The sequence below is a fragment of the Nocardioidaceae bacterium SCSIO 66511 genome (assembly GCA_023100825.1).
GTDB lineage: Bacteria > Actinomycetota > Actinomycetes > Propionibacteriales > Nocardioidaceae > Solicola.
This window is the reverse complement of the sequence record CP095846.1, coordinates 1,658,624-1,683,193: the sequence shown is the minus strand read 5'-3', so window position 1 is coordinate 1,683,193 and position 24,570 is coordinate 1,658,624. Positions and strand designations below refer to the sequence as shown.

Genomic DNA, 24,570 nt, shown 5'->3' with positions numbered 1-24,570 from the left:
GGCATGAAGGCTCTCACGCTCTGTCTCGCCGCTCTGCTTGTCGCCGGGCTCGCCGCCGTCGCGCTACCGGCATACGCCGAAGACTCCTGGGTCTGGCCGCTCGATCCCCAACCCGCGGTCGTCGAGGCGTTCGACGCACCCGATGAGGAGTACGGCGCCGGGCACCGCGGAGTCGACCTTGCCGGCGCGGTCGGCGCCGACGTGCATGCGGTGGCGAGCGGCACCGTCACGTACGTCGGCAAGATCGCGGGCGTGGGTGTGATCACCATCGATCACGGCGGCACCGAGTCCACGTACCAGCCCGTAGATGCGACCGTTACCCGCGGAGACGACATCTCCGCCGGCGAGACGATCGGCACGCTCGCCGAGGCCGGGAGCCATTGCGCGCCCGATGCATGTCTGCATCTCGGTCGGATCGTCGCCGGCGAGTACGCAGACCCGCTCGAGCTGCTGCCGTCAACCTCGGCCGTGCGCTTGGTGACACCGTTCGGGCCACCGCCGGTAGCCCCGGTGACGCCGGTCGGCCCGGTCGACGGAGACGGACGCCTCGGCATGCCGGTCGACGGACCGATCACGTCGCCCTACGGCATGCGCCTACACCCGATCCTCGGTGTCTGGAAGCTGCATGACGGCACCGATTTCGGCGTGGGCTGCGGCACTCCCGTACGTGCCGCGGAGGACGGCGTCGTCGCCGAGGCGTACGCCGACGCCGCCTACGGGAACCGGGTCATCGTCGACCACGGCCAGATCGCGGGTAGCGCGGCGACCACCTCGTACAACCACCTGACCAGCTGGGAAGTCAGTGTCGGCGACTCGATCCAGCGTGGCGATGTCATCGGATCTGTCGGCAGCACCGGTTACTCGACCGGATGCCATCTGCACTTCATGGTCGAGGTCAACGGGACCACCGTCGACCCCGAGACCTGGCTCTGACGTCAGGCTCTCGGATGTGCCTGGCGATAGGCCGCGCGCAGCCGATCGGTGCTCACATGGGTGTAGATCTGGGTCGTCGCGAGCGACGAATGACCCAGTAGCTCCTGAACGGTGCGCAGGTCGGCGCCGCCGTCGAGCAGATGGGTTGCCGCGGTGTGTCGAAGCCCGTGCGGACCGAGATCGGGCGCTCCTTCTACGACACCGAGCCGCCGGTGCACCAACGTACGAACGGCTCGTTGGTCGATGCGTCCGCCTCGTGCGCCGAGGAACAACGCGGGTCCGCTCCCCTGCCGGGCCAGCTCCGGCCGGCCCCGAGAGGACCAGTCGGACAGCGCGCGAGCCGCGGGCGCACCGTACGGAACCATGCGCTCCTTGCGTCCCTTGCCGAAGACCCTTACGACTCGGCGTTCCTCATCGACGTCATCGACATCCAGTCCGGCGAGCTCGCCGACCCGGATGCCGGTCGCGTACAGCACCTCGAGCACGGCCAGATCACGAAGCCCGACCGCTCCGTCGTCGACGCAGGCGGCCGCCGTTGCGTCGAGCAGGTCTCGAACTTCGTCCTCGCGTAGGACCGCGGGGAGATCTCGATGTGCCTTGGGGCTCGCGAGCAGTGCACCGGGGTCTTTCGTCGCCCGACCGGTACGCACGAGCCACGCCCCGAACACCCGCACCGCCGTCGCACGCCGCGCCAGGGTCGTTCGGGCGCGCCCGCGGGTCTGCAGGTTCGCCAGGTAGCTGCGCAGCGTGCGTACGTCGAGGTCCGCCGGATCTTCGACGCGCAGTGCCGTCGCATGCTCGGCGAGTCCGCGCAGATCGGTCAGGTACGCCCGCACGGTGTGCGGGGTCAGGTCACGCTCGGCTGTCAGGTGGCGTTCGTACGCCGTCAGCGCATCGGCCCACGCCGAACCGCGGGACGGCTCGCCTCGTGCGACGGTGCTCTCTGCACCCTCCGCCGCCGACTGTGTGCCCATGTGTCGCACTGTGCAGGTTGGCGCCCCTCACGACAAGTCGGCTCGCCGCTGTGGGCGGATGGCCCGCCAGCAGTCGTCGCCGGCCACGACGAACCCCGCTTCGACGAGTGCACCGAGCGCAAGTCGAACCTCCTCCGGTCGGCACGGCACTGCCGCAGCGATCTCCTCGGTCGTTGCGCTCGACCCGGCGGGCACCTGCTCGAAGATGCGCAGGGTCGATACGGACAGCCGGTCGATGCCTGTCGGCGGAACCCACGGCAGCGTCGCGTCGACAGATCCGATCGTGCCGAGCGCCTCGAGCACCTCATCGCTGCGAGTGACGAGCACCGCGCCTCCCGCACGCAGCACGTGGTGCACGCCGACCGATGCCCGACTCGTGACGGGGCCCGGCACGCCCATCGCGACCCGGTTGCAGCGCTGCGCCCAGTTGAGGGTGTTGAGCGCGCCGCTTCGACGCGCCGCCTCGACGACGACAGTGCCCTGGGCCAGCGCCGCAATGACGCGGTTGCGGGTCAGGAACCTCCCGCGAGTCGGCGTCGCCCCGGGCGCCTGCTCACTGATCACCAACCCGTTGTCGGCAATTCGCGCGAGGATATTGGAATGCGCACGTGGGTACGCGACGTCGGCTCCGCACGCGAGCACGCACACCGTCTGTTTGCCGACGGCCAGCGCACCTCGGTGGGCAGCGATGTCGACGCCGAACGCTCCTCCGGAGATGACGGTGCATCCGTCGACGCTGACCTCGGCGGCGAGGTCAGCGGCGACCTGGGTTCCGTAGGTCGTCGCATTGCGCGCTCCGACGATTGCGACCGACCGATCGGTTACGGCCGCGAGCTCGATGCTGCCGCGGACCCACAGGCCCAGCGGGGCCCCGCCGACAGAGCTCAACGGCTCGGCCAGATCGAGCGACTCCAAGCGGTCCGGCCAGCCTCGCGCACCCGGCTCGATCCACCGCAGCCCGGCGCGTTCGGCCGCTGCGAGGGCGTCGTCGGCGAGGCGGTCGAGCTCCGACGCCCGCTGGACCCACGACGGTTTCAGCACGTCCTCGTCGAGCGGCTCGCCCGCTCGGCAGGCCGCGAGTACGTCGTCGACACCGAACTGCTCGATCGCCTCGACGAGGCGAACGTCACCGGGTTCGGTGACCAAACTCATCAGCATCCGTGCGCTCGGCTGCTGCATCGACGACGCTTCCTGCGGGTCGGTCATTCCAGGACTCCCAGCAGCGGGCCGTCGATCGGCTCGTCCATTCGCAGCTGCATGGCCGCGCGTGCCTCCGCGACACCAGGACGCTCGACACCGGTCAGATCCGCGACCGTCCAGGCGAGGCGAACGATCCGGTCGGCCGCACGCGGCGAAACTCTGCTGCGCGCCAACGCCTTGTCGATCAGCGCGTCGGCGTCGCTCGACATCGGCCAGTGTCTACGCAGCTCGGCACCGGGCGCTTCGGCGTTGATTCGCCACGGAGTGCCGGCATAGCGATCGCGCTGACGGTGCCGAGCCTTCTCGACCAGCGCCGCAATGGACGCGGTGTCGACCTTGTCGTCGACCGCCTCGTGCAGTTGGCGTACGGAAATCGACTCGACTGTGCGGTGCACGTCGATCCGGTCGAGTACCGGGCCTGACAACTTGTCGTGATACTTGCGCTTGGACGTCGTCGTGCACGTACACAGGTCGGACGTCGACGTGCCGTCTCGGCCGCATGGACACGGGTTGGCAGCGAGGACGAGTTGGAACCGCGCCGGATACTCTGCCGTGCGCGCGGCGCGCGCAATCGTGACCCGTCCACTTTCGAGTGGTTGGCGCAACGCCTCCATGATGTCGCGGTTGAACTCCGGCGCCTCATCGAGAAACAGCACTCCCCTGTGTGCGAGGCTCATCGCACCCGGGCGTACGACGCGACCGCCACCGCCGATCACCGCCGGCTTGCTCGCCGAGTGATGCGGATCGAGGAATGGCGGGCGGCGAATCAGCGGAGCATCGGCCGCCAGGATGCCGGCGACGGAGTGCACGGCCATGACCTCCATCGCTTCACGGTGGCCGAGATCGGGAAGGAGGCCGGGCAGGCGTTCGGAGAGCATCGTCTTGCCGACACCCGGTGGGCCGTGCAGGAAAAGGTGATGACCGCCCGCTGCGGCGACAGTCACCGAAATCCGGCCGGCATCCTGGCCGACGACGTCGCGCATGTCGAGCAGAGCCAGCCGGTCCTGCTCGCACCAGGAGGAGCTCGCGCTGTCGACCATCGGCAGCACCGGAGGGTCGTCCGGGATCGGCTCTGCCCGCAGGATCGCGACGACATGGCGCAGCGAGCGCACCGCGTGCACCTCGACCTGACCGACCAGCTCGGCCTCGGGAGCATTCACCTCGGGCACGATGATGCGGGCACACCCGGCATCGACTGCCGCCAGCGTCGACGGGAGCACGCCGGGTACGCCGCGCAGCATTCCGTCGAGGGCGAGCTCGCCGAGGAAGATGGTGTCGGCGAGCGCCGCCCGCGGAACCTCCCCGGCGGCCGCGAGCACGGCGATCGCGATGCTCAGGTCGTAGTGCGAGCCGAACTTCGGCAGCGATGCGGGAGACAGGCCGATCGTCACCTTGCGGTCCGGCCAGGCGCGTTTGGAGTTCGTCACGGCAGCGCGGCAGCGGGCTCGGGCTTCACCGAGCGATGCATCGGGCAGCCCGACGACGGTCACCGTCGGCAGACCCGGCGAAATATCGGCCTCGACCTCGACCAGGTGGCCGCGAGTGCCCTCGAGCGCGACGGATCGGGTGCGTGCCATCCCCATGGTCAGGCCACCCCCGCGACACACTCGACTCGAGGAGCACCGCGTACGGGAACCACGACGCCGATCACATCGATGCGGATGCTCGGCGGTGACATCGCGAAGTCGGCGAGCCAATGGGCCGCCAGTCGTCGCAGCCGGGCAGCCTTCTGCGGTGTCACCGACTCGATCGGGGCGCCGTACATCAGGTTGCGCCGGGTCTTCACCTCGCAGACGACGAGGGTGTCTCCGTCGCGCGCGACGATATCGATCTCGCCGTGCTTGCACCGATAGTTGCGATCCAGAATCACCATGCCCGCCGCGCGCAGGTGGCTGGCCGCGAGTCGCTCGCCGTACTCTCCGAGCGAGCGGCGCTGCTCGTACGTCGCCATCCGCGATCACCTCCGCCTTGCAGCATGCGTGTGTGCGGCGGGAAGGTGTCGGGCTGATCGGGCGAGCTGTGGATTGCGCGAGGACTGTGGACGAGATCCGGCTCGAAGCGGTCAGCGCACGGCGTACGTGCGCTCCGCGGCGGCCCCGATCAGGGTTTCGGTGGCTCGATATCGCTCGTCGCGAGCTCTTCGACGTTGACGTCCTTGAACGTCAGCACCTTGACCTGTTTGGCGAACCTCGCTGGGCGGTAGATGTCCCACACCCACGCATCGCTCATCGACACCTCGAAGTACGCGTCGCCCGTCTCCGAGCGGACCTTCACGTCGACGGCGTTGCACAGGTAGAACCGCCGGTCGGTCTCGACGACGTACTTGAAGATGCCGACCACGTCGCGGTACTCCCGGTACAGCGCGAGCTCCATATCGGCCTCGTACTGCTCCAGGTCGTCGGCGCTCATACCTCTCCTCGCAATGTCGTCGCGGCAGCAGACTCCAGCACCGCCCCGTCGGCCTCGCCGAGCACCGCGCGCACGTTGGAGAACCGCCGCCGATGCTGCGGACAAGCCCCGTGAGCGTCGAGCGCCCGCGTGTGCTCGCGGGTGATGTATCCCTTGTGGGTCGCGAAGTCGTACGCAGGATAGGTCTCGTGCAGCTCGCACATGATCCGGTCACGAGTCACCTTGGCGATGACCGAGGCCGCAGCGATCGAGGCAGAGACCCGGTCGCCCTTCCAGACCGCGAGCCCCGGACGGCCGAGGCCGTCGACCGGGAAACCGTCGGTGAGTACGTACTGCGGGTCGCCGTCGAGTCGTGCCAGCGCGCGCCGCAGCGCCTCGATGTTCGCGACGTGCATGCCCAGCCGATCGCATTCGGCCGACTCGATCACGACCACCGACCAGTCGACCGCGCGGGCGAGCACCTCGTCGTAGCAGCGCTCCCGCTGCAACGCCGTCAGCAGCTTGGAGTCGGCGAGGCCGGGGACGATGCCGCGTCGGCCTTCGGGCAGCACCGCGGCCGCTGCCACCAGCGGACCCGCGCACGCTCCGCGTCCGGCCTCGTCGACGCCGGCGATCGGCGCGAGACCGGCTCGCCCCAGGGCACGTTCGTACCCGTAGAGTCCGGCGTCGCGACGCACAGTCGAGCCACGCGGGCGCACGGTCACCGGCTCACACCTCCTTGCCACAACGCTCCAGTGCCGTGCACTAGCGTACTTCTGCCTGCAGCTCGTCCAGCTCGTCGTTGTCGAATGCGTGGTCGTCGCTGACCGTGCCGATCCGGTCCCACGGCCAGACGATCAGCCAGTCCTTGCCGACGACCTCGTCGACGCTGATGGTGCCGCCCCCCGGGCCTCCCGTATGCGCGCGCGAGTCGGCGGAGTTGCCGCGGTTGTCGCCCATCACCCACAGCTCATCGGCGGGCACATCGACGACGGAGCAGTCGGGTTTGCTCCGCTTCGGGACCTCGAACCCCTCGCCACCATCGGGCAGGTACGGCTCGTCGATCAGCTGCCCGTTGACCCGGACCCGGGATGCTCCGCCGCAGTAGCTGACCCGATCGCCGCCGACCCCGATCACGCGCTTGACCAGGTGACCGCCGGACGGGTAGAGCCCGACCAGCTCGAGCCCCTTCTGCAACGCATTGCTCGGCTCGCTGCTCTGCTCCTTGTCGAGCCAGCCGCCCGGGTCGTCGAAGACGACCACATCACCACGGTCGACGTCGCCTGCCCAGTACGACACCTTCTCGACCAGGATCCGGTCGTCCTTGATGAGGGTCGGCTCCATCGACCCCGAAGGGATGTAGAAGGCCTGTACGAAGAACGTCTTGACGATCAGGGCGAGCACCAAGGCGATGCCGAGCAGCAGCAACGTCTCCTGCCACAACGGCAGATGCTTGCGTTTGGCGCGTTTACCGTCCTCCGCTTCGGCGGCTGATTCGGGAGGTCTCGGCGCGCCCGGGTCATCCGGCTCTACTCGCCGCTGCGACTCAGCTGATTGTCCATCGCCGTCGGCGTCATACGAGCTCACGTACCCGACCTTATAGCCCGACCAGTGCCTCCCGAGGTGCGAACCACCGATCGTCGCCTACGCCTGAACCTAGTGCCCTGAACTAGTCCAGGTCGCCGATCTCGCCGACGTCGGGCAGCCCGCCGAATCGGTCGAGCGGCCAGACGACCGACCACACCTTGCCGACGACCTCGTCCTCGTCGACGAACCCGCCGTCCTTGTCACCGATGTGGTACACCGAGTCGGCAGAGTGGGCCCGGTTGTCGCCCATGACCCACAGTTTGCCGTCGGGAACCGTGACGTTGAACTTGCGCTGCTTCGTGGCGGCGGGGTTCCTGACGTACGGCTCCTCGATCGACTCGCCGTTGATCTGCAGGCGGCCCTGGCCGTCACAACAGCTGACCTCATCGCCGCCGACACCGATCACGCGCTTCACCAGATGGCCGCCCGTCGGATAGAGGCCGACCAACTCCATCGTGCGTTGGAACGCGTTCGGATCGGGGGTCTCGGCGTCCGAGAGCCACCCGCCCGGATCCTTGAACACGATCACGTCACCGCGTTCTGGGCCGCCGCTCCAGTACGAGACCTTCTGTACCAGCAGCCTGTCGTCGGGCTTCGAGCCGTGTGTGTGGCCGACGAGAGTCGGCATCATCGACTCCGACGGTACGTAGAACGACTGGACGAAGAACGCCTTGACGAACCAGGCGATCACCAGAGCGACCACGCACAGGACGATCAGCTCCTGCCAGAACGGCCGGGTCTTCTTCGTCCGCTTCGACGCCCCGGTCGGCGACGAAGCGAACTCTTCGGAGCTCGGCCCCGGCCGGTCGGGCCCAGCATCAGCGGCAGCCGCGTCTGCGGCCGCGTTCTGTGCGGCGGTCTCGCTGTCGTCGTGCACCGGATGGCCCCTATCCGGGTCGAGGATCAGTTGGCTGGCGTCGTCTCGCGCTTCTCGCGGATACGAGCGGCCTTACCTCGCAGGTTACGCAGGTAGTACAACTTCGCCCGGCGTACGTCGCCGCGGGTGGCGACCTCGATCTTGTCGACGACCGGCGTGTGCAGCGGGAACGTACGCTCGACACCCACGCCGAAGCTCACCTTGCGGACGGTGAAGGTGCGGCCGACGCCCGACCCCTGGACCTTGATGCACACACCCTGGAAAACCTGGATACGAGAGCGGTTGCCCTCCACGACGCGGACGTGCACCTTGAGTGTGTCGCCGGCGCGGAACTCGGGAATGTCGTCGCGCTTGGCTTCGGCAGCGACGGCATCGATCGGGTTGGTCATCGGAGTCTCTTCCTCGCAGGTGCCACAGGTCATCCACGAAACTGACGGTCATTGGGCGGCGCGTACGCGCGTGGTCATACCCCTGTGGCAGCAGAACCGGCGGCGCACCGACGACCAAGTTTGCCATACGGACTCGACGCGGCGAAATCGAGCGCCGTCCGAGCAGTGGTACGCATGTCGCGGCGTCAACCGGTGGCCTATAACTGACTGATGCGTCGTACCCGCGAGGTCTCTGGCCCAACCGGACGGGCGAGCCCGCTGCGAAGCCGGAGCTTCCTACTCCTGCTGGTCGCGACGTTCCTCTCGGTCGGCAACTACGCCACGCTCTTGTCGGTCGTACCACTGTGGGCCGCCGAGGGCGGGAGCGGCGGCACCGGTGTCGGCTCGACAACTGGCGTGATGATGGGTGCAACCGTCGTCAGCCAGCTCTGCATTAGCTGGCTGTTCCGGTTGCTGTCGCTTCGTACGTTGTTCTCCGTCGGCGCGCTGCTGATGGGAGTCGCCACCCCGGCGTACCTGCTCTCCGACGCACTCGCGCCCGTTCTCGCGGTCTCGGCCGTACGCGGCATCGGCTTCGGCATGGTGGTGGTGGCCGGGAGCGCGCTGACCGCCGAGCTGATCCCGGCCGCCCTCATCGGCAAGGGCGTCGGGCTCTACGGCCTCGCGACCGGACTGCCGAGCGTCGTCTGCTTGCCTCTCGGCGTGTGGGTCGCACAGGAAGTCGGATTCGCGCCGGTGTTCTTGGCGATGACGGTCTCGACCCTGGTCGCAGTGCCGACTGTGCTCTTTGTACGGAGCAGCGAGCGTCGCGACGATCGCAGCGCTACCGACGAGGCGTCCGCACGTCTCGGGCCGTTGCTACCGGGATTCGTGCTGATGATCGGAGTGTCGATCGGTCTGGGAGGTCTGTCGACGTTCCTGCCGCTCGCGATCAGTCACCCTGTGACGGCATCGACCGCGCTGCTCGCGATGTCGATCGGAGTCAACGCCGGTCGGCTCGGCGTCGGTGCCATCTCGGACCAGATCGGCGCCGGTCGCATGGTGCTGCCCGCGGTCCTCGCCGGCACACTGGGCATGGCAGGCGTCGCCGCATTGACCGGCGAAGGCCCGCAGGCTGTCGTCCCGGTTGCGGCATTCGCGTACGGGGTGGGGTTCGGCGCCGTTCAGAACGAAACGCTCGTCGTGATGCTCAACCGCGCAGGTACGCAAGGACGCGGACTCGCCAGCACCGTCTGGAACATGGCGTACGACGGCGGGGCCGGCGTCGGTGCGGTGCTCCTCGGCGCCGTCGTCGCACTCGCGAGCCATGAGGCCGCATTCATCGTGTCGGCGGCGCTGATCGCGGCCACCGCGCCGCTCGCCTGGCGAGAAGGCCGGCGTACCTGAGCTATCGCGGGCACCTTGCCGGATGCTCGCGCCTACGCGTCACAGCAGATCGGGCCGGCGGTCCTTCGTACGTTGCACGGACTGCTCGTGGCGCCACTGCGCGATCCTGGCGTGATTGCCCGACAGCAACACCTCGGGTACGTCGCGGCCGCGCCAGCTCGCGGGTTTGGTGTAGACCGGGTACTCGAGCAGCCCGGACTCGGTGTGCGACTCCTCGCGCAGAGACTCGGGATTGCCCATGAAGCCCGGCAGCAACCGCGCCACCGCCTCGATCATCGCGAGTGTCGCGACCTCACCGCCGTTGAGCACGAAGTCGCCGAGGGAGAGCTCCTCGACGGGCATCCGCTCGGCCGCGTCGTCGATCACCCGCTGGTCGATCCCCTCGTACCGCCCGCAGGCGAAAACCAGCCAGTCGAGACCCGCTAGTCGCTCGGCGTCGCGCTGGCCGAACGGGCGCCCCGACGGCGTGGGTACGACCAGGGTGGGCAGCTGCGCGGAATCCGCAGTGAGCTCGTCGAGCGCCTCGCCCCACGGCTCGGGCCGCATCACCATGCCGGCGCCGCCGCCGTACGGGGTGTCGTCGACGGTCCGGTGTCGATCGTGCGTGTGGTCGCGCAGATCGTGTACGCGGACGTCGAGCAATCCGCGCTCACGCGCCTTGCCGACGAGCGAGACCGACAACGGACTCAGGTAGTCGGTGAAGATGGTGATGACGTCGATGCGCACCGGAATCAGCCAGCCTCGTCGGCGACGTCCGGATCGAGCAAACCGCGTACGTCGGACACGATCACGTGCCCCGCGGCGACATCGACGGTCGGCACGAGTTCCTCGACGAACGGAACCAGTAGGTCGCGACCCTCCGGCGTGCGTACCTCGAGCGCGTCCTGAGCGGGGAGATGGACGATCTGGCGGATCTCTCCCACGACGGCGCCGGCGTTCGAGCGGACCTCGAGCCCGACCAACTGGTGGTCGTAGAACTCCTCCGGGTCGTCGGGCGCCTCGTCTGGGTCGACCTCGACGGCGAGCACGCACCCACGCAGGGTCTCGGCGGCGGTGCGGTCGTCGACCCCGTCGAACTGCACGAGCAGCCGACCCTGATGGCGGCGCACCGCTTGTATCCGCAGCGTACGGCCGGTGTCTTCGACCTGCACCGATGAGCCCACCGCGAAGCGGCGTTCGGGCTCATCGGTGCGTACGTCGACACTGGTCTCGCCACGTACCCCGTGCGCGCGACCGATGCGGCCGATCACGACCTGCATCGCAGGAGCTTCCTCTCAGCGGCGGCGGTCGACGTCGACGAAGTCGATCCGGGCGCTGCCCTTGCCCGCGACGGCATTGACGACCGTGCGGATCGCGGTGGCGGTGCGACCGGAGCGGCCGATCACCTTGCCGAGATCGCTCGGGTTCACGCGTACCTCGTAGATGACGCCGCGACGCAGCTGCTTCGCGCGTACGTCGACGTCATCGGGGTACGCGACGATGCCACCCACCAGATGCTCGATGAGTTCGGCGATCACCGGCGTCAGCCCTCGTCGGACTGCTCGGCCTTGGCCTCGTCGGCCTTCGGCTCTTCCGCCTTGGGCTCTTCGGCCTTGGCGTCATCGGCCTTCGGCTCTTCGGCCTTGGCGTCATCGGCCTTGGCCTCGTCGGCCTTCTTCGACGACTTCTTCGAGGACTTGGTCGTGGTGGCACCCTCCTTGGGCTCCACACCGACGTCCTTGAGCGCCTCGTTGAACAGGTCGTCCTTGCTCTTCTTCGGCTCGGCGACCTTGAGCGGCGCCGGCGCGGCCTCGCCCTTGAACTGCTGCCAGTCACCGGTCAGCTTCAGCAGCGCGAGCACGGCTTCCGACGGCTGAGCGCCGACGCCGAGCCAGTACTGCGCCCGCTCGCCCTCGAGCTCGATCACCGAGGGGTCGTTCTTGGGGTGGTAGATGCCGATCTCTTCGATGACGCGTCCGTCGCGCTTCTTGCGCGAGTCGACGACGACGACACGGTAGTACGGCTGACGGATCTTGCCGATCCGCTTCAGACGAATCTTGACGGCCACGAGTGTGGTGTCTCCTTCTGAGTCTTTAGGCGTGGTGAACAGGAGGCGCCGTGTGGGGTGCGGGGCCGCCTGATCGGCGGATCCGGACGGACGAGGATGAGAGGGTCCCCGAGCGATACGGATACGACCCCTCATTGTGCCAGAGCCTCGCGCTCGCATCCAATCGCGGGCACCGGCGGCGCCGCGCACCCGACGACGTACGGCAGACTTGCGCCCATGACCACGCTGTTCACCAAGATCATCGATGGCGAGATCCCGGGACGCTTCCTGTGGTCCGACGAGCGCGCCGTGTCGTTCCTGACGATCGGACCGATCACGCACGGCCATGCACTGGTCGTCCCCCGCGAACCCGTGGACGAGTGGGTCGACGCCGACGACGACCTGCTCGCTCACCTCATGTCGGTCGCCAAGAGGATCGGCACCGCGCAGAAGGAATCCTGGGACTGCCCCCGCACCGGGCTCATGGTCGCCGGCTTCGAGGTCCCACACCTGCACGTACACGTATGGCCGGTCTACAGCCTGCACGACTTCAGCTTCGAGCACGTCGACCCGAGCCCGTCCGACGAGAGCCTCGATGACGCTGCCGAGCGGATCCGGGTAGCGCTCATCGACCTTGGCCACGTCGAGAACGTGCCCGCAGACGTGTCCCGCCCGATCTGACCCGACGCACCTGCCCCGTCCGGCTCAGCGCGGGTTGACGACCGCGCCGCGCAGCACGACGTACGACGGGTTCGCGAGCGCGGTCAGATCGGCCAGTGGGTCGCGGGGTACGACCAGGAAGTCGGCCGCGCTCCCCTCGGCCAGCGAGTCGTCGAAGCCGAGCCAGGCGCGCGCCCGCCACGAGCCGGCGCCAAGCGCGTCGAACGCCGGGATCCCGTACGCCGCGAGCTCTGCGATCTCGTCGCGGCCGGTGCCGTGCGGACGGATGCCGCCGGCATCGCTTCCGCAGTAGATCGGCACCCCGGCCTCGTACGCCGCCAGCACGGTGTCCTTGCGCCGCGCGTGCAGGTCGCGCATGTGTTTGGCGTACGCCGGGAACTTCGCACCGGCCTGCTCGGCGAAGTCGGGGAAGTTGTTCAGCTGCAGCGCCGTCGGTACGTACGCGGTGCCCTGGTCGACCATCTGCGCGATCGTGTCCGGCCCGAGGCCGGCACCGTGCTCGATGCAGTCGACGCCGGCATCCAGCAGATCCGGCAGCGCCTGCTCGCCGAACACATGCACGGTCACGCGCGCGTCGAGATCATGCGCAGCTGCCACGGCATCGCGCAACGCCGCCCGCGGCCACGCCGGCGCCAGATCGCCGATCCCACGGTCGATCCAGTCGCCGACCAGCTTCACCCAGCCGTCGCCGCGCTGCGCCTCCTGTTGTACGTACGCCACCAGCTGGTCGGGCTCGATCTCGTGCGCATAGCCGCGGATGTAGCGCCTCGTACGCGCGATGTGCCGGCCACATCGCACCACCCGCGGGAGGTCTGGACGATCGTCGATCCAATGCGTGTCGTGTACGGAACCACAGTCGCGGACGAGCAGCGTGCCGGCGTCGCGGTTGACGACGGCGTGCTCCTCGGCACTCGCCGCATCGGTGTCGCCGCCACGAGTGTCGATGCCGATGTGGCAGTGCGCATCGACCAGCCCGGGCACGATCCACCCCTCACCGAGATCACGTGCGCCATCGACCGGCGCGTACGTGACGACGCCGTCGCGGACGTACAGATCGCGGCGCTCGCCGTCGGGCAGCACAACGCCGGCAACCTTGAGTGCTTCGCTCATGGCCCGACGCTATCGCGCGGTCCCTGGTGCCGGATTGCCTGCTGACGGTCGAAACCCCCACGCCAGCAGCTCCGATCCGTATCCGGTGGAGCCGCCGACCTCAGTGCCCGCCCGGAGGCCGCTGAGGTTCCACCCGTCGCGCAGCACGTCGTCGTGCGCCTCGGTCAGCAGTACGCAGGCCCGGCTGCGTTCGAAGGCATAGACCTGCCAGTACGAGCCCACCGCGAACCGCCCCTCGTCGTCGGGATGGATCCGGTCGGCGAGCGCCGTGTCGAAGTCCCCATCGGGCACGGACACCCGAACTCGCACGGAGTCCGGTTCGTCGTCATCGCTGCCTGCACGGCGGATGCCGGTGACCCGAGCGGTACGCGCGACCGGATCGATCGCGGGCAGCCGGCGGAACTCTTCGATCAGCACCCAACCCATCAGCACGGTCGATGCGCCGCCGGCAAAGGCCGCGAAGAGCAAGGCTCCCCAATCCGGCAACATCGTTCGCATCCCGAAGAACGCCCCGACTGTCCCGCCCGCCGCGATGAAAGTCATCAGGAATATGAGCCGCCGGCCACGCGCGAGGCGACGCTTCGGGGACGGATGATCGCTCCGCGGCATGGCGCGCTCCCTCGATGAACCGGTCAGCACAGCCTAACCAGTAGTGGCACCACCGGTCGATACGCTCACGCCGTGATCATGGTTCAACGACTCGTCTTCTGGTCGATGATCCCGATGAATCTCCTGTGCGTGGGGTGGGTGTGGATCGGCCGCGCGTTCTTCGGGGTCGGCGGATGGATGTTCATCGTCCTGCTCGCCCTCGTGCCCATTCTGCTGCTCGCGCTGACGCTGACGACCGCCCTGGTGTTCGTGCAGCAACTCCCGTACGAGCGCGGCCGGATCACGCTCGGTCAGGCGATAGCGCAGACGATCGTATGGGCCGCCATGATCGGGTTCGGGGCGTTCCTGGTCGACTATGGCGACGCACCGGAGTCGGACGCGTCGGTTCTCACCGAGATCGTGGGCCGTACGGACAGCACTCTTCGGGTATCCAGTCAGGCCTCCGCACTCTGCGCTGTCGTGTTCATCGGGGCGTACGTCTGGCTGCTTGTGCTGCTGATCATCGGTACGAAGAACCGCCCGCGTCTAGCAGCGAAGGCGGGGCAATACGGCCCGTTCGCCGCGAACCCCGGTCCTCCCCCGCCCGGGCCGCCTCCCCCGCCCTGGGCCTGACCTCAGGTACTCGCTCCGGCGAACTGCGCGGCGTACAGCCGCTCATACGCACCGCCGGCAGCGACCAGCTCATCGTGCGTACCCTGCTCGACGATCTGCCCGTGCTCCATCACTACGATCCGGTCGGCGTCGCGGATGGTCGACAACCTGTGCGCGATCACGAAGCTCGTACGACCGACGCGTAGTTGCTCCATCGCCTTCTGCACAAGGGCTTCGGTACGCGTGTCGACCGAGCTCGTCGCCTCGTCGAGCACCAGGATCGCCGGATCGGCAAGGAACGCACGAGCGATGGTGAGCAGCTGTCGCTGACCGGCGCTGACATTCGTACCCTCGTCGTCGATCACCGTGTCGTACCCGTCGGGCAGCGTGCGTACGAAGTGGTCGACGTGCGCGGCCTCGGCCGCCGCCAGGATCTCCTCCTCGCTCGCGCGGTGCGCGCCGTACGCGATGTTCTCGCGAATCGTCCCGCCGAACAGCCACGTGTCCTGCAGTACGACGCCGAAGTCGTCACGCAACGCCGGGCGGGTGATACGCGAGATGTCGATGCCGTCGAGCGTGATCCGCCCGGACTGGATGTCGTAGAAGCGCAAGATCAGGTTCGTCAGGGTGGTCTTGCCTGCCCCGGTCGGCCCGACGATGGCGACGGTCTGTCCGGGTTCGGCAACCAGGTCGAGATCCTCGATCAGCGGCTCGTCCGGATCGTACGAGAAGCTCACCCGCTCGAACGCGACGCGGCCGTCGACGTGCTCAGGGCTGAGCGCATCCGCGGCATCGGGCTCCTCTTCGTCCTCGTCGAGAAGCTCGAAGACGCGCTCGGCGGAGGCGACTCCGGACTGCAGCAGGTTGACCATTGCTGCGACCTGGGTGAGCGGCTGGGTGAACTGGCGTGAGTACTGGATGAACGCCTGTACGTCGCCGACGCTGATCGCACCGGAGCCGACCCGCAGCGCGCCGACGACGGCGACCGCGACGTAGTTGAGGTTCGAGACGAACATCATCGTCGGCTGGATGATCCCGGAAATGAACTGCGCCTTGAAGCTCGCGTCGAACAGCTCGTCATTGCGCTCGTCGAACTCCCGCCGCGCCTCGGCCTGCCGGCCGAACACCTTCACCACGTCGTGACCGGTGTACGTCTCCTCGACATGACCGTTGACCTTGCCGGTCGCAGTCCACTGCGCGATGAACTGCGGCTGTGAGCGTTTCGCGATCGCCTTCGTCACCAGGAACGCGACCGGCACCGTCAGCACCGCGATCAACGCGAGGAGCGGCGAGATGAAGAGCATCATCGCGAGTACGCCGACAACGGTCATCAGCGACGTGAGCAACTGGCTCATGGTCTGCTGTGCCGACTGCGCGATGTTGTCGATGTCGTTGGTGACCCGCGACAGGATCTCGCCTCGCGTACGCCCGTCGAAGTACGAAAGCGGCAACCTGCCGAGTTTGTCTTCGACGTCGCTGCGCATGCCGGCGACCGCGCGCTGAACCGTCAGAGTCACCAGTCTGCCTTGCACCCAGGCGAACGCCGACGCTGCGACGTAGATCGCGAGCACACCGACCAGCACCCACCCGAGCGCCGTGAAGTCGATGCCCTCACCGGGGTGGATGTCCATCGCGGCGACCATGTCGGCCACCCGGTCGTCACCGCGCTCACGCAACCCGGCAACCGCCTGCTCCTTGGTGACGCCGTCGGGAAGCTGGTCAGAGAAGAACCCGCTGAACACGATGTCCGTCGCGTGTCCGAGGATCTTCGGACCCACGACGCTCAGCGCAACGCTCACGACACCCAGCACGAGAACGCCGCCGAGCAGCATGCGATCGGCAGCGAGCAACCGCAGCAAGCGCCTCGTCGAACCCTTGAAGTCGGACGGCTTCGCCGGCGGCGCCGACACCGACAATGGATCACGCCCGCTCATCGCTGAACCCCCGCCTCTTCCTCGGTCAGCTGCGACAGCACGATCTCCCGGTACGTCTCGCATGCGTCCATCAGCTCCGCATGCGTACCGGTGCCCACGACGCGTCCTTCGTCGAGCACCACGATGCGGTCGGCGTCGCGGATCGTACTCACCCGTTGGGCTACGACGATCACCGCGGACTCGCTCGTGACTGTCGCGAGATCACTACGGAGCGCCGCATCGGTCGCGTAGTCGAGGGCCGAGAACGAATCGTCGAAGAGATAGAGACTTGGGCGTTTCACGATCGCGCGGGCAATCGCAAGGCGTTGCCGCTGGCCGCCGGAGACGTTCGTACCGCCCTGCGCGATGGGCGCATCGAGCCCTTCGGGCATCGCCTCGACGAACTCGCGTGCCTGCGCGATCGTCAGCGCCTCCCAGAGCTCGTCGTCGCTGGCGTCCGTACGCCCGAACCGGAGGTTGGTCGCAACCGTGCCGGTGAACAAGTACGGGCGTTGCGGCACCAGCCCGATATGCGCCCAGACGTCGTCGGGCATCACATCGCGTACGTCGACGCCGCCGATCTTGACCTCGCCCTCGGTGGCATCGAACAGCCGCGGGATCAGGCTCAGCAACGTGGACTTGCCGCTACCTGTTGAGCCGATGATCGCGGTCGTCTGCCCTGGGCGCGCGATCAGATCGACGCTGTGCAGCACCGGCTCCTCCGCCCCCGGGTACGCATAGCTGGCGGCGACGATGTCGACAAACCCGCCCGACTCAGAACGCTCGACCGGATCGGCGGGCGGCACGATGCTCGGCTCGGTGTCGAGCACCTCGCTGATGCGTTCGGCCGCGACCTCGGCCCGCGGCACGAGCATGAACATGAACGTCGCCATCATGATCGACATCAAGATCTGGATGAGGTACGCCAGGAACGCCGTCATCGTGCCGACTTGGAGATCTCCGCTCGCGACTCGGTGACCACCGAACCAGATGACCGCGACGCTCGACACATTCATCACCAGCATGACGATCGGGAACATCAACGCCATCAGACGTCCGGTCGCAATGGCGACGTCACGGTATGCCTCGTTCGCATCGGCGAAGCGTTCGCGTTCGTAGTCCTCCTTGACGAAGGCCCGAATCACCCGAATGCCCATGATCTGCTCGCGCAGCACCCGGTTGATGCTGTCGAGCCTGGTCTGCATCGTGCGGAAGAGCGGGCGCATCCGCGCAATCACCAGGCCGACGCTCACGATCAGCACCGGAATGATGACGACGATCAGACCGGACAGCTCGACATCCTGCCGCAGCGCCATCACGATGCCGCCGATACACATGATCGGCGCAGCGACCATGAACGTGAACGTCATCAGCACCAGCATCTGCACCTGCTGGACGTCGTTCGTCGAGCGAGTGATCAGGGTAGGCGCGCCGAACTGCGCCACCTCGCGCGCAGCGAACGTCTGCACCCGCGCGAACACGGCCGTACGAAGGTCGCGGCCGAGGGCCATGGCCGTACGCGCGCCGAAGTAGACGGCGACGATCGTGCACACCACCTGCAGGACCGTGACGCCGAGCATCACGCCGCCGACTTCGAGGATGTAGTCGGTGTCGCCCTTGACGATGCCGCTGTCGATGATGTCGGCGTTGAGCCCGGGTAGGTAGAGGTTTGCGAGCGTCTGTACGAACTGCAGCACCACGATGAGTCCGATGGCAGCGCGGTACGGACGCAGGTGCGTACGGAGGAGGGAGACCAGCACGAGACGACAGCGTACCGACTGTTGGTTGCGACGGTCATCAGATTTTCCTGCACGCACAGTGACGGTGGCGCATCGGGGATTACCACGGGCCGGGGAGCGGGCAACGCAGAGTCACGTACGACTACCCACCCCGATGCCCGAGTTCAGGTACGCTCTGCGCGTGACTGAGCGCTCGGAGGTGTCTGCTCGCACTCCTGCGATGTCGTCACTGACCGGGTTCCTGCTGCGCAGGGCGTATGCCCGCACCATGGATTTCGCACGCACGTCCCTCGACGCCGACGCCAATATGCGCGACGTCGGGGTGCTGACGGTTCTCGAGAGCCATGGCCCGATGTCCCAGGGCGCCGTCGCAGACCGTACCCAGACGAACCGAACCGTGATGGTCAAGCTGGCGGAGGCGTTGGAGGCCGAGGGCTACCTCGTACGCGAGCGCAATCCCGCCGACCGACGCGCGTACGTACTGACGATCACGCCGTCGGGCCGCCGCCGGCTCGCCGACCTGCTGCTGGAGCTGACCGATGCGGATGCAGCGCTCAACGCCGACCTGAGCGGTGACCAGCGCGATCGCCTCAACACACTGCTGCGCGCGGTGGTACCCGACGACGCATTGGCGGCATTTCCCTCATTGCGCGACCACACGGGTTACCTGATCAGCGTCGCGCACCTCGACCAGCGCGGCCGCTCCATCGACCTGCTCGAACCCCTCGGGCTGGAGCCGCGCGAGTTCGGTGTGATGGCAGTCATCGACCGCGACGGCCCGTGCACACAGCAGCACGTCGCCGATGTGCTCGGTGTCAGCGCTCCGACTGTGTTGTGGGCGATCGACGATCTCGAACGCGACGAGCTCGTGGTCCGCACTCGGGTCAGCTCGGACCGCCGGTCGTACGACCTCAGCCTCACCAAGCAAGGCATCGAGCGCCTGGCCAAGGCTGTCGATCTCGTCGCAACCGAGCAGGACTCGTTGACCGAGCGGTTGGGAGCGGCGGGCGACGCCGAGCTGCGTACGCTGCTGACCGCCCTCGTCGGCCTCTGAGCCGAGCGACCTAGAGGCGCGCAACCGGCGTGAAACCGCCGCGAAACCGTCGTCCACGACGATCGGTTCCGTGAGCGCGGACACCACTCTGCGTTCATGACAGGTACACCCAAAGTGTGCACGCTCGAAATCATTAATCAGTTTGACGATCGATGACCACGCGGGTACCGTCGATCAGGCGGACGACCGCATTCCAAGGGGGGAAAGCACGTGCGAAACCATCCGGCTGCGCTCGCAGCGAGAACGAGTACGCATGCATGCTGCGATGCGGAGCCTCGGATCGTCCACTTCGCCCGACCGCATCAGCACTACGGGCAGATCTCTCTCCCACGCGACCCACTCGCGTCGCGGTGACGGCTCGACGGCCGGCGTACCCCGGCCGTCAGCTCACAACCACCCAAGACGTTTCGAAACTTTCCGCATCGCTTTCAAGGAGTAACCGTGTCCGTCCTGCTTTATAGGTTCGGCAAGTTCGCATTCAGACGCTGGTGGGTCGTCATACCCGTCTGGGTCCTCCTGCTCGTCGGCCTCGGCGCAACGGCCGCCGCCGTCTCGCAGTCCATGGAGGACGACTTCTCCATGCCGAACCTGCCGTCCGAGCGTGCAACCGACATCATGGACAAGCACTTTCCCGGCATGTCTCAGGAGTTCGACTTCGATGCGGTGACCGGTACGTACGTCATCGAAGCACCGGCCGGCGAGAAGCTCACCGACCCCGATAACAAGGCGGCCGTCGACGAGCTGGTCGCCAATCTGAACAAGCTCGACATCATCGACCACAAGCAGCCGCTGCAGAACCCCGTCGACGCGGCGGCGAAGATGGGCTGTGTCGGCGCCGACGCGCAGAGCGACGAGCTGCAGCAGACCTGTAGCGGGGCCCCGCTGAACGTGCTCAGCGAGGACGACCCCGCCAGCGTGGCCGTGCTCGACACCGAGTTCACGATCAAGGATTGGCAAGACGTCACCGAGGCCGACCGCGACGCCGCGTACGACGCTGCCGACAGCGCCCGCGACGCCGGTCTGACCGTGGAGATGAGCGGTTCGCTCGCGATGGAGGAGCAGGCACCCGGAGGGTCCGCCGAGATGATCGGCATGGGCGTCGCGCTGATCGTCATGATCATCGCCTTCGGTGCCCTGATCGCGCCGTTCATCCCGATCATCACCGCGATCGTCGGCACCGGAATGGCTTCGATCACCATCATGCTCGGCACCTCGGTGACCTCGATCCCGAGCTTCACCACGTTCCTGGCATCGATGATCGGCATCGCGCTGTCGATCGACTACGCGTTGTTCATCGTCTCGCGGTACAAACACGAGTTGCACGTGGCGCCGACTCGCGAAGAAGCGGCCGGGCGAGCGCTCGGTACCGCCGGCTCTGCCGTCGTCTTCGCCGGGCTGACGGTCATCATCGCGCTCGGCGGTCTGAGCATCGTCGGTGTGCGCTTCCTGACGTTCATGGGCCTCGGCGGCGCACTCGCGGCCGCGTTCGCGGTGATCGTCGCGCTGACCCTGATGCCTGCGCTGCTCGGTATGTTCGGCAAGGCGCTGTTCAAGCCGAAGCTGCCACTGATTGCACAACACGATCCGGAGGACGACACAGCGGTCACCAACGGCATCCGGTTCGCCCGGCTGATCGGACGCAGGCCCGCGCTCATGCTGACGCTCGGCATCGTCGTACTCGGTGCGTTGTCGATCCCTGCGTTGAACCTCAGCCTCGGTCTGCCCGGCGACGAGAGCATGCCGAAGGACACCACGATCCGCAAGGCGTACGACATTCGTACCGACGGCTTCGGAGAGGGCAGCAACGGCGTGCTCCAGGTGGCGGCCGACCTGAGCGATGTACCGCAGGACGACCGCAAGCCGGCGATCGACGCCCTCCGTACCGAGCTCGAGTCACACGACGACATGGACTACGTCGTCGGGCCGCTCCAGAGCGAGGACGGCGCCGGCGCGATCTTCCAGGGCGTTCCGAAGTCTGGCCCGAACAACCAGGACACCAAGGACCTCGTCAAGGAGGTACGCGACGCCGAGGACGGTTTGGCTGCTGACTACGGCATCGAGTACGGCGTGACGGGTACGACCGCGATCTACGCCGACGTCGACGACGTCATGCTCGGCTCGATCGTTCCGTACATGGCACTCGTCGCCGGAGCCGCGTTCGTACTGCTGATCATCGTGTTCCGGAGCGTGCTGATCCCGCTGACGGCCGCACTCGGGTTCCTGCTCTCGGTCGCCGCGACGTTCGGGGCAACGGTGGTCATCTTCCAAGAGGGCGCCTTCGGCCTGATCGACGATCCGAGACCGGTCGTCAGCTTCATGCCGATCATGCTCATCGGGTTGGTGTTCGGGCTCGCGATGGACTACACGGTCTTCACCGTCACCCGGATGCGCGAGGAGTACGTACACGGCGAATCACCGCTCCAGGCGATGATGAAGGGCTACCACCACGGGGCCCGGGTCGTGGTCTCGGCCGCGATCATCATGATCTCGGTGTTCAGTGCCTTCATGATGGAGGAGGACGTCACGGCCAAGTCGATGGGCTTCGCGCTCGCGGCGGCGGTCTTCTTCGACGCCTTCATCGTCCGGATGGTCATCCTGCCATCGCTGCTCGCCCTGATGGGCAAGGCCGCCTGGTGGATCCCGGGCTGGCTCGACAAGATAGTGCCGAACGTCGACATCGAAGGCGAGAAGATCGCCCAGCTGACGGCGTCACAATCCGAGCCCGAACCCGAGCCGGCGGTCGGTACGACCGTCTGACCACCACCCCGCTGGGCGGGACGTACGCGCGGCGACACACCGGCGTGTCGCACTCGTACGTCCCGCTCAGCGGAGCTTGGCGTACCTGCAGAACTCCTCAATGATCTCGTCGGGTCGCTTGGTCAGGTCGATGGCAACGCCGCACTCATCGGGTTCGAGCGGCTCGAGGGTCGCGAGCTGCGAGTCGACCAGCGACGGCGGCATGAAGTGGTCTTTGCGCCGGGCGATGCGTTCGCGGATCATCTCTGGGTCTCCGTCGAGATGGAGGAAGCAAAGCGCGGGAGCGGCCTCGACGAGCACGTCACGGTACGCGCGTTTGAGCGCCGAACAGCTCACGACTCCTCCCGTATCACGCCGCTCATGCAGCCACCGGCCGATCGCCTCCAGCCACGGCCAGCGGTCATCGTCGCTCAGCGGTACGCCGGCGCTCATCTTGTCGATGTTCGCCTGCGGGTGGAATGCATCGGCGTCGGCGTATTCCACGCCGTACCGGGCCGCGAGACGCTCGCCCACCGTTGTCTTGCCAACGGCGGAGACACCCATGATGACGACGAGCGGGGCGCGGGTGCCGGAGTGTTCAGCCATTCGCGCACCGTACCGCGTGTCGTACGACCACTACGGCCTCAGAGCAGGTCGCGAAGCTCCTTGGGGAGTTCGAAGTCGTCGGCCTGACCCTTTGCGGTCGGTACGCCGAACGGAGACTCGGCCGGCTGCTCTGACTGCTTCTGCGCATCGGCCTTCTGCTGCGCCGCCCGCTTGGCCGGGTTGCCCGAGCCACGCTTGCCCTTGTTCTTCGACTTCTTCGGCTGGCGCGACTTCGATCGTTTGCCGCCGCCCATGCCGGGCATCCCGGGCATTCCCGGCATCCCGGGCATGCCACCGCCCTTGGCCATCTGCTGCATCATCTTGCGTGCCTCGAAGAACCTGTCGACGAGGCCGTTGACGTCGCTGACCTGCGTACCAGAGCCCTTCGAGATCCGCGCGCGACGCGAACCGTCGATCAGCTTCGGATTCTCCCGCTCCGCGGGCGTCATCGACAAGATGATCGCCTGGATACGGTCGATCTCGCGCTCGTCGAAGTCGGCGATCTGGTCCTTGAACTGACCCATGCCGGGCAACATGCCGAAGATCTTCGACATCGAGCCCATCTTGCGTACGGCCTGCATCTGCTGCAGGAAGTCGTCGAGGGTGAAGTCGCTGCTCTTGCCCTGTAGCTTCGCCGCCGCCTTCGCGGCTTCCTCCGCGTCGAATGCCTTCTCCGCTTGCTCGATCAGCGTCAGCATGTCGCCGAGGTCGAGAATGCGCGAAGCCATCCGGTCCGGATGGAAGACGTCGAAGTCGGTGAGCTTCTCGCCGTTCGAGGCGAACATCACCTGCTTGCCGGTCACCGACGCGACCGACAGCGCGGCGCCACCACGCGCATCGCCGTCGAGCTTGGAGAGTACGACTCCGGTGAACCCGACGCCGTCCAGGAAGGCCTGCGCGGTGGTCACGGCGTCCTGGCCGATCATCGCGTCGACGACGAACAGCGTCTCATCGGGGCTGACGGCGTCGCGGATGTCCGCGGCCTGCTTCATCAGCTCCTCGTCGATGCCCAGGCGGCCGGCGGTGTCGACGATGACGACGTCGTGGAGCGTACGCCTGGCTTCGTCGATGGAGTCCTTGGCGACCTTGACCGGGTCGCCGACGCCGTTGCCGGGCTCCGGCGCGTACACGGTGACACCGGCCTGCTCGCCGACGATCTGTAGCTGGTTGACGGCGTTAGGCCTCTGCAAGTCCGAAGCCACCAGCATCGGGGAGTTGCCTTGGTCCTTGAGCCAGCGGCCGAGCTTGCCAGCGAGAGTCGTCTTGCCCGCACCCTGGAGGCCGGCGAGCATGATCACCGTCGGCGGCTTCTTCGCGAACTCCAGGCGGCGGGTTTCACCGCCGAGGATTCCGACGAGCTCCTCGTTGACGATCTTGATGACCTGCTGGGCGGGGTTCAGCGCCTGGCTGACCTCGGCGCCTCGCGCGCGTTCCTTGACCGCAGCGATGAACTCCTTGACCACGGGCAGAGCGACGTCTGCCTCGAGCAGCGCGATCCGGATCTCGCGCGCGGTCGCGTCGATATCGGACTCGGAGAGTCGCCCCTTGCCACGGAGGTTCTTGAACGTGGCTTGAAGGCGGTCTTGCAGCGTGTCGAACAACGGGTCGGTCCTCGTGGTCGCGCGGCCGAGCAGCCGCATCGGGTCGTGGCGAGCCGCAACGGCTCACACATCGGTCCAGCCTAACGGTTCGGGCGTACGCATCCACGTGAGCCGTACGCTCCGCCGATCCGGTCGACCGGAGTTTGCGGACTTTTCGTTCGTACGCGCGG

Annotated in this window: 25 protein-coding genes; 6 read left to right on the top strand and 19 right to left on the bottom strand. The window is 67.3% G+C overall.

The annotated features are described in order from the left end of the window. The first annotated feature begins 3 nt into the window (after positions 1-3). The gene (locus MU582_07905) at positions 4-933 is read left to right on the top strand and encodes a peptidoglycan DD-metalloendopeptidase family protein (GenBank protein ID UPK76545.1); all 930 of its coding nucleotides are present in this window, start codon (positions 4-6) and stop codon (positions 931-933) included. A 2-nt stretch (positions 934-935) separates the two neighbouring features. On the opposite strand, the gene MU582_07900 is transcribed toward MU582_07905, so the two are convergent. The 9 genes from MU582_07900 to rplS form a co-directional block, all read right to left on the bottom strand. Further along, on the bottom strand, positions 936-1,907 hold the full coding sequence (locus tag MU582_07900; protein UPK76544.1) for a tyrosine recombinase XerC: 972 nt from the start codon (positions 1,905-1,907) through the stop codon (positions 936-938). 27 nt (positions 1,908-1,934) lie between these two features. Continuing rightward, a complete protein-coding gene (gene dprA / locus MU582_07895; GenBank protein ID UPK76543.1) occupies positions 1,935-3,113 on the bottom strand; it encodes a DNA-processing protein DprA in 1,179 nt (392 codons plus the stop codon). Next, complete coding sequence (locus MU582_07890) at positions 3,110-4,684, bottom strand: YifB family Mg chelatase-like AAA ATPase (GenBank protein ID UPK76542.1); 1,575 nt, start codon at positions 4,682-4,684, stop codon at positions 3,110-3,112. Before MU582_07890 ends, dprA begins: the two co-directional genes overlap by 4 nt. Positions 4,685-4,692: 8 nt before the next feature. Next, complete coding sequence (locus MU582_07885) at positions 4,693-5,058, bottom strand: YraN family protein (GenBank protein UPK76541.1); 366 nt, start codon at positions 5,056-5,058, stop codon at positions 4,693-4,695. Between the two features lie 149 nt (positions 5,059-5,207). Next, complete coding sequence (locus MU582_07880; protein UPK76540.1) at positions 5,208-5,516, bottom strand: DUF2469 domain-containing protein; 309 nt, start codon at positions 5,514-5,516, stop codon at positions 5,208-5,210. Next, the gene (locus MU582_07875; GenBank protein UPK76539.1) at positions 5,513-6,220 is read right to left on the bottom strand and encodes a ribonuclease HII; all 708 of its coding nucleotides are present in this window, start codon (positions 6,218-6,220) and stop codon (positions 5,513-5,515) included. The genes MU582_07880 and MU582_07875 overlap by 4 nt, the downstream gene beginning before the upstream one ends. Positions 6,221-6,260: 40 nt before the next feature. Continuing rightward, positions 6,261-7,082 carry a signal peptidase I gene (gene lepB / locus MU582_07870; protein UPK76538.1) on the bottom strand — a complete coding sequence of 274 codons (822 nt, stop codon included), beginning with the start codon at positions 7,080-7,082 and terminating at the stop codon, positions 6,261-6,263. Between the two features lie 82 nt (positions 7,083-7,164). Beyond that, positions 7,165-7,959: a signal peptidase I gene (gene lepB / locus MU582_07865; protein UPK76537.1), complete on the bottom strand. Its 795-nt coding sequence runs from the start codon at positions 7,957-7,959 to the stop codon at positions 7,165-7,167. Positions 7,960-7,985: 26 nt separating this feature from the next. Beyond that, the gene (gene rplS / locus MU582_07860; GenBank protein ID UPK76536.1) at positions 7,986-8,348 is read right to left on the bottom strand and encodes a 50S ribosomal protein L19; all 363 of its coding nucleotides are present in this window, start codon (positions 8,346-8,348) and stop codon (positions 7,986-7,988) included. A gap of 210 nt (positions 8,349-8,558) precedes the next feature. Here rplS and MU582_07855 point away from each other — a divergent pair, with 210 nt between their 5' ends. Continuing rightward, positions 8,559-9,734, top strand: a complete 1,176-nt coding sequence (locus MU582_07855) for an MFS transporter (protein ID UPK76535.1) — start codon at positions 8,559-8,561, stop codon at positions 9,732-9,734. Positions 9,735-9,773: 39 nt separating this feature from the next. On the opposite strand, the gene trmD is transcribed toward MU582_07855, so the two are convergent. The 4 genes from trmD to rpsP are packed head-to-tail and all read right to left on the bottom strand — an operon-like array spanning position 9,774 to position 11,781. Then, the gene (gene trmD / locus MU582_07850) at positions 9,774-10,460 is read right to left on the bottom strand and encodes a tRNA (guanosine(37)-N1)-methyltransferase TrmD (protein UPK76534.1); all 687 of its coding nucleotides are present in this window, start codon (positions 10,458-10,460) and stop codon (positions 9,774-9,776) included. Between the two features lie 5 nt (positions 10,461-10,465). Then, positions 10,466-10,993, bottom strand: coding sequence for a ribosome maturation factor RimM (gene rimM / locus MU582_07845; GenBank protein UPK76533.1), 528 nt, complete (start codon positions 10,991-10,993; stop codon positions 10,466-10,468). Positions 10,994-11,008: 15 nt separating this feature from the next. After that, entirely contained in the window at positions 11,009-11,251 is a 243-nt protein-coding gene (locus MU582_07840) for an RNA-binding protein (GenBank protein ID UPK76532.1), read from the bottom strand. 5 nt (positions 11,252-11,256) lie between these two features. After that, on the bottom strand, positions 11,257-11,781 hold the full coding sequence (gene rpsP, locus MU582_07835) for a 30S ribosomal protein S16 (GenBank protein UPK76531.1): 525 nt from the start codon (positions 11,779-11,781) through the stop codon (positions 11,257-11,259). Positions 11,782-11,997: 216 nt separating this feature from the next. On the opposite strand from rpsP, the gene MU582_07830 reads away from it, so the two are divergent. Further along, positions 11,998-12,441, top strand: a complete 444-nt coding sequence (locus MU582_07830; GenBank protein ID UPK76530.1) for an HIT family protein — start codon at positions 11,998-12,000, stop codon at positions 12,439-12,441. 24 nt (positions 12,442-12,465) lie between these two features. Here the strand turns inward: MU582_07830 and MU582_07825 are convergent, their stop codons facing one another. Beyond that, on the bottom strand, positions 12,466-13,551 hold the full coding sequence (locus MU582_07825) for an amidohydrolase family protein (GenBank protein UPK76529.1): 1,086 nt from the start codon (positions 13,549-13,551) through the stop codon (positions 12,466-12,468). Positions 13,552-13,560: 9 nt separating this feature from the next. After that, positions 13,561-14,160, bottom strand: a complete 600-nt coding sequence (locus tag MU582_07820; GenBank protein UPK76528.1) for a hypothetical protein — start codon at positions 14,158-14,160, stop codon at positions 13,561-13,563. A gap of 72 nt (positions 14,161-14,232) precedes the next feature. On the opposite strand from MU582_07820, the gene MU582_07815 reads away from it, so the two are divergent. Next, entirely contained in the window at positions 14,233-14,772 is a 540-nt protein-coding gene (locus MU582_07815) for a hypothetical protein (GenBank protein UPK76527.1), read from the top strand. A 2-nt stretch (positions 14,773-14,774) separates the two neighbouring features. On the opposite strand, the gene MU582_07810 is transcribed toward MU582_07815, so the two are convergent. Then, complete coding sequence (locus MU582_07810; GenBank protein UPK76526.1) at positions 14,775-16,685, bottom strand: ABC transporter ATP-binding protein/permease; 1,911 nt, start codon at positions 16,683-16,685, stop codon at positions 14,775-14,777. Continuing rightward, a complete protein-coding gene (locus tag MU582_07805; protein ID UPK76525.1) occupies positions 16,682-18,424 on the bottom strand; it encodes an ABC transporter ATP-binding protein/permease in 1,743 nt (580 codons plus the stop codon). Before MU582_07805 ends, MU582_07810 begins: the two co-directional genes overlap by 4 nt. Before the next feature lie 160 nt (positions 18,425-18,584). Between MU582_07805 and MU582_07800 the strand changes: the two genes are divergently transcribed. Together MU582_07800 and MU582_07795 are read left to right on the top strand one after the other, a co-directional pair. Then, positions 18,585-19,457 (top strand): MarR family transcriptional regulator, encoded by an 873-nt coding sequence (locus MU582_07800; GenBank protein UPK76524.1) that lies wholly within the window; start codon positions 18,585-18,587, stop codon positions 19,455-19,457. Between the two features lie 441 nt (positions 19,458-19,898). Further along, a complete protein-coding gene (locus tag MU582_07795) occupies positions 19,899-22,214 on the top strand; it encodes an MMPL family transporter (GenBank protein ID UPK76523.1) in 2,316 nt (771 codons plus the stop codon). 66 nt (positions 22,215-22,280) lie between these two features. Here MU582_07795 and MU582_07790 read toward each other — a convergent pair whose 3' ends face one another. Together MU582_07790 and ffh are read right to left on the bottom strand one after the other, a co-directional pair. Continuing rightward, complete coding sequence (locus MU582_07790) at positions 22,281-22,799, bottom strand: gluconokinase (protein UPK76522.1); 519 nt, start codon at positions 22,797-22,799, stop codon at positions 22,281-22,283. A 38-nt stretch (positions 22,800-22,837) separates the two neighbouring features. Then, positions 22,838-24,400, bottom strand: coding sequence for a signal recognition particle protein (ffh, locus tag MU582_07785; protein UPK76521.1), 1,563 nt, complete (start codon positions 24,398-24,400; stop codon positions 22,838-22,840). Positions 24,401-24,570: the final 170 nt, after the last annotated feature.

What these genes read in the sequence shown, in the direction of transcription:
- MU582_07905 (UPK76545.1), top strand. Translation starts at nt 4, where the DNA reads ATGAAGGCTCTCACGCTCTGTCTCGCCGCTCTGCTTGTCGCCGGGCTC.
- MU582_07900 (UPK76544.1), bottom strand. Translation starts at nt 1,907, where the DNA reads ATGGGCACACAGTCGGCGGCGGAGGGTGCAGAGAGCACCGTCGCACGA.
- dprA (UPK76543.1), bottom strand. Translation starts at nt 3,113, where the DNA reads ATGACCGACCCGCAGGAAGCGTCGTCGATGCAGCAGCCGAGCGCACGG.
- MU582_07890 (UPK76542.1), bottom strand. Translation starts at nt 4,684, where the DNA reads ATGGCACGCACCCGATCCGTCGCGCTCGAGGGCACTCGCGGCCACCTG.
- MU582_07885 (UPK76541.1), bottom strand. Translation starts at nt 5,058, where the DNA reads ATGGCGACGTACGAGCAGCGCCGCTCGCTCGGAGAGTACGGCGAGCGA.
- MU582_07880 (UPK76540.1), bottom strand. Translation starts at nt 5,516, where the DNA reads ATGAGCGCCGACGACCTGGAGCAGTACGAGGCCGATATGGAGCTCGCG.
- rplS (UPK76536.1), bottom strand. Translation starts at nt 8,348, where the DNA reads ATGACCAACCCGATCGATGCCGTCGCTGCCGAAGCCAAGCGCGACGAC.
- MU582_07855 (UPK76535.1), top strand. Translation starts at nt 8,559, where the DNA reads ATGCGTCGTACCCGCGAGGTCTCTGGCCCAACCGGACGGGCGAGCCCG.
- rimM (UPK76533.1), bottom strand. Translation starts at nt 10,993, where the DNA reads ATGCAGGTCGTGATCGGCCGCATCGGTCGCGCGCACGGGGTACGTGGC.
- MU582_07830 (UPK76530.1), top strand. Translation starts at nt 11,998, where the DNA reads ATGACCACGCTGTTCACCAAGATCATCGATGGCGAGATCCCGGGACGC.
- MU582_07825 (UPK76529.1), bottom strand. Translation starts at nt 13,551, where the DNA reads ATGAGCGAAGCACTCAAGGTTGCCGGCGTTGTGCTGCCCGACGGCGAG.
- MU582_07820 (UPK76528.1), bottom strand. Translation starts at nt 14,160, where the DNA reads ATGCCGCGGAGCGATCATCCGTCCCCGAAGCGTCGCCTCGCGCGTGGC.
- MU582_07810 (UPK76526.1), bottom strand. Translation starts at nt 16,685, where the DNA reads ATGAGCGGGCGTGATCCATTGTCGGTGTCGGCGCCGCCGGCGAAGCCG.
- MU582_07790 (UPK76522.1), bottom strand. Translation starts at nt 22,799, where the DNA reads ATGGCTGAACACTCCGGCACCCGCGCCCCGCTCGTCGTCATCATGGGT.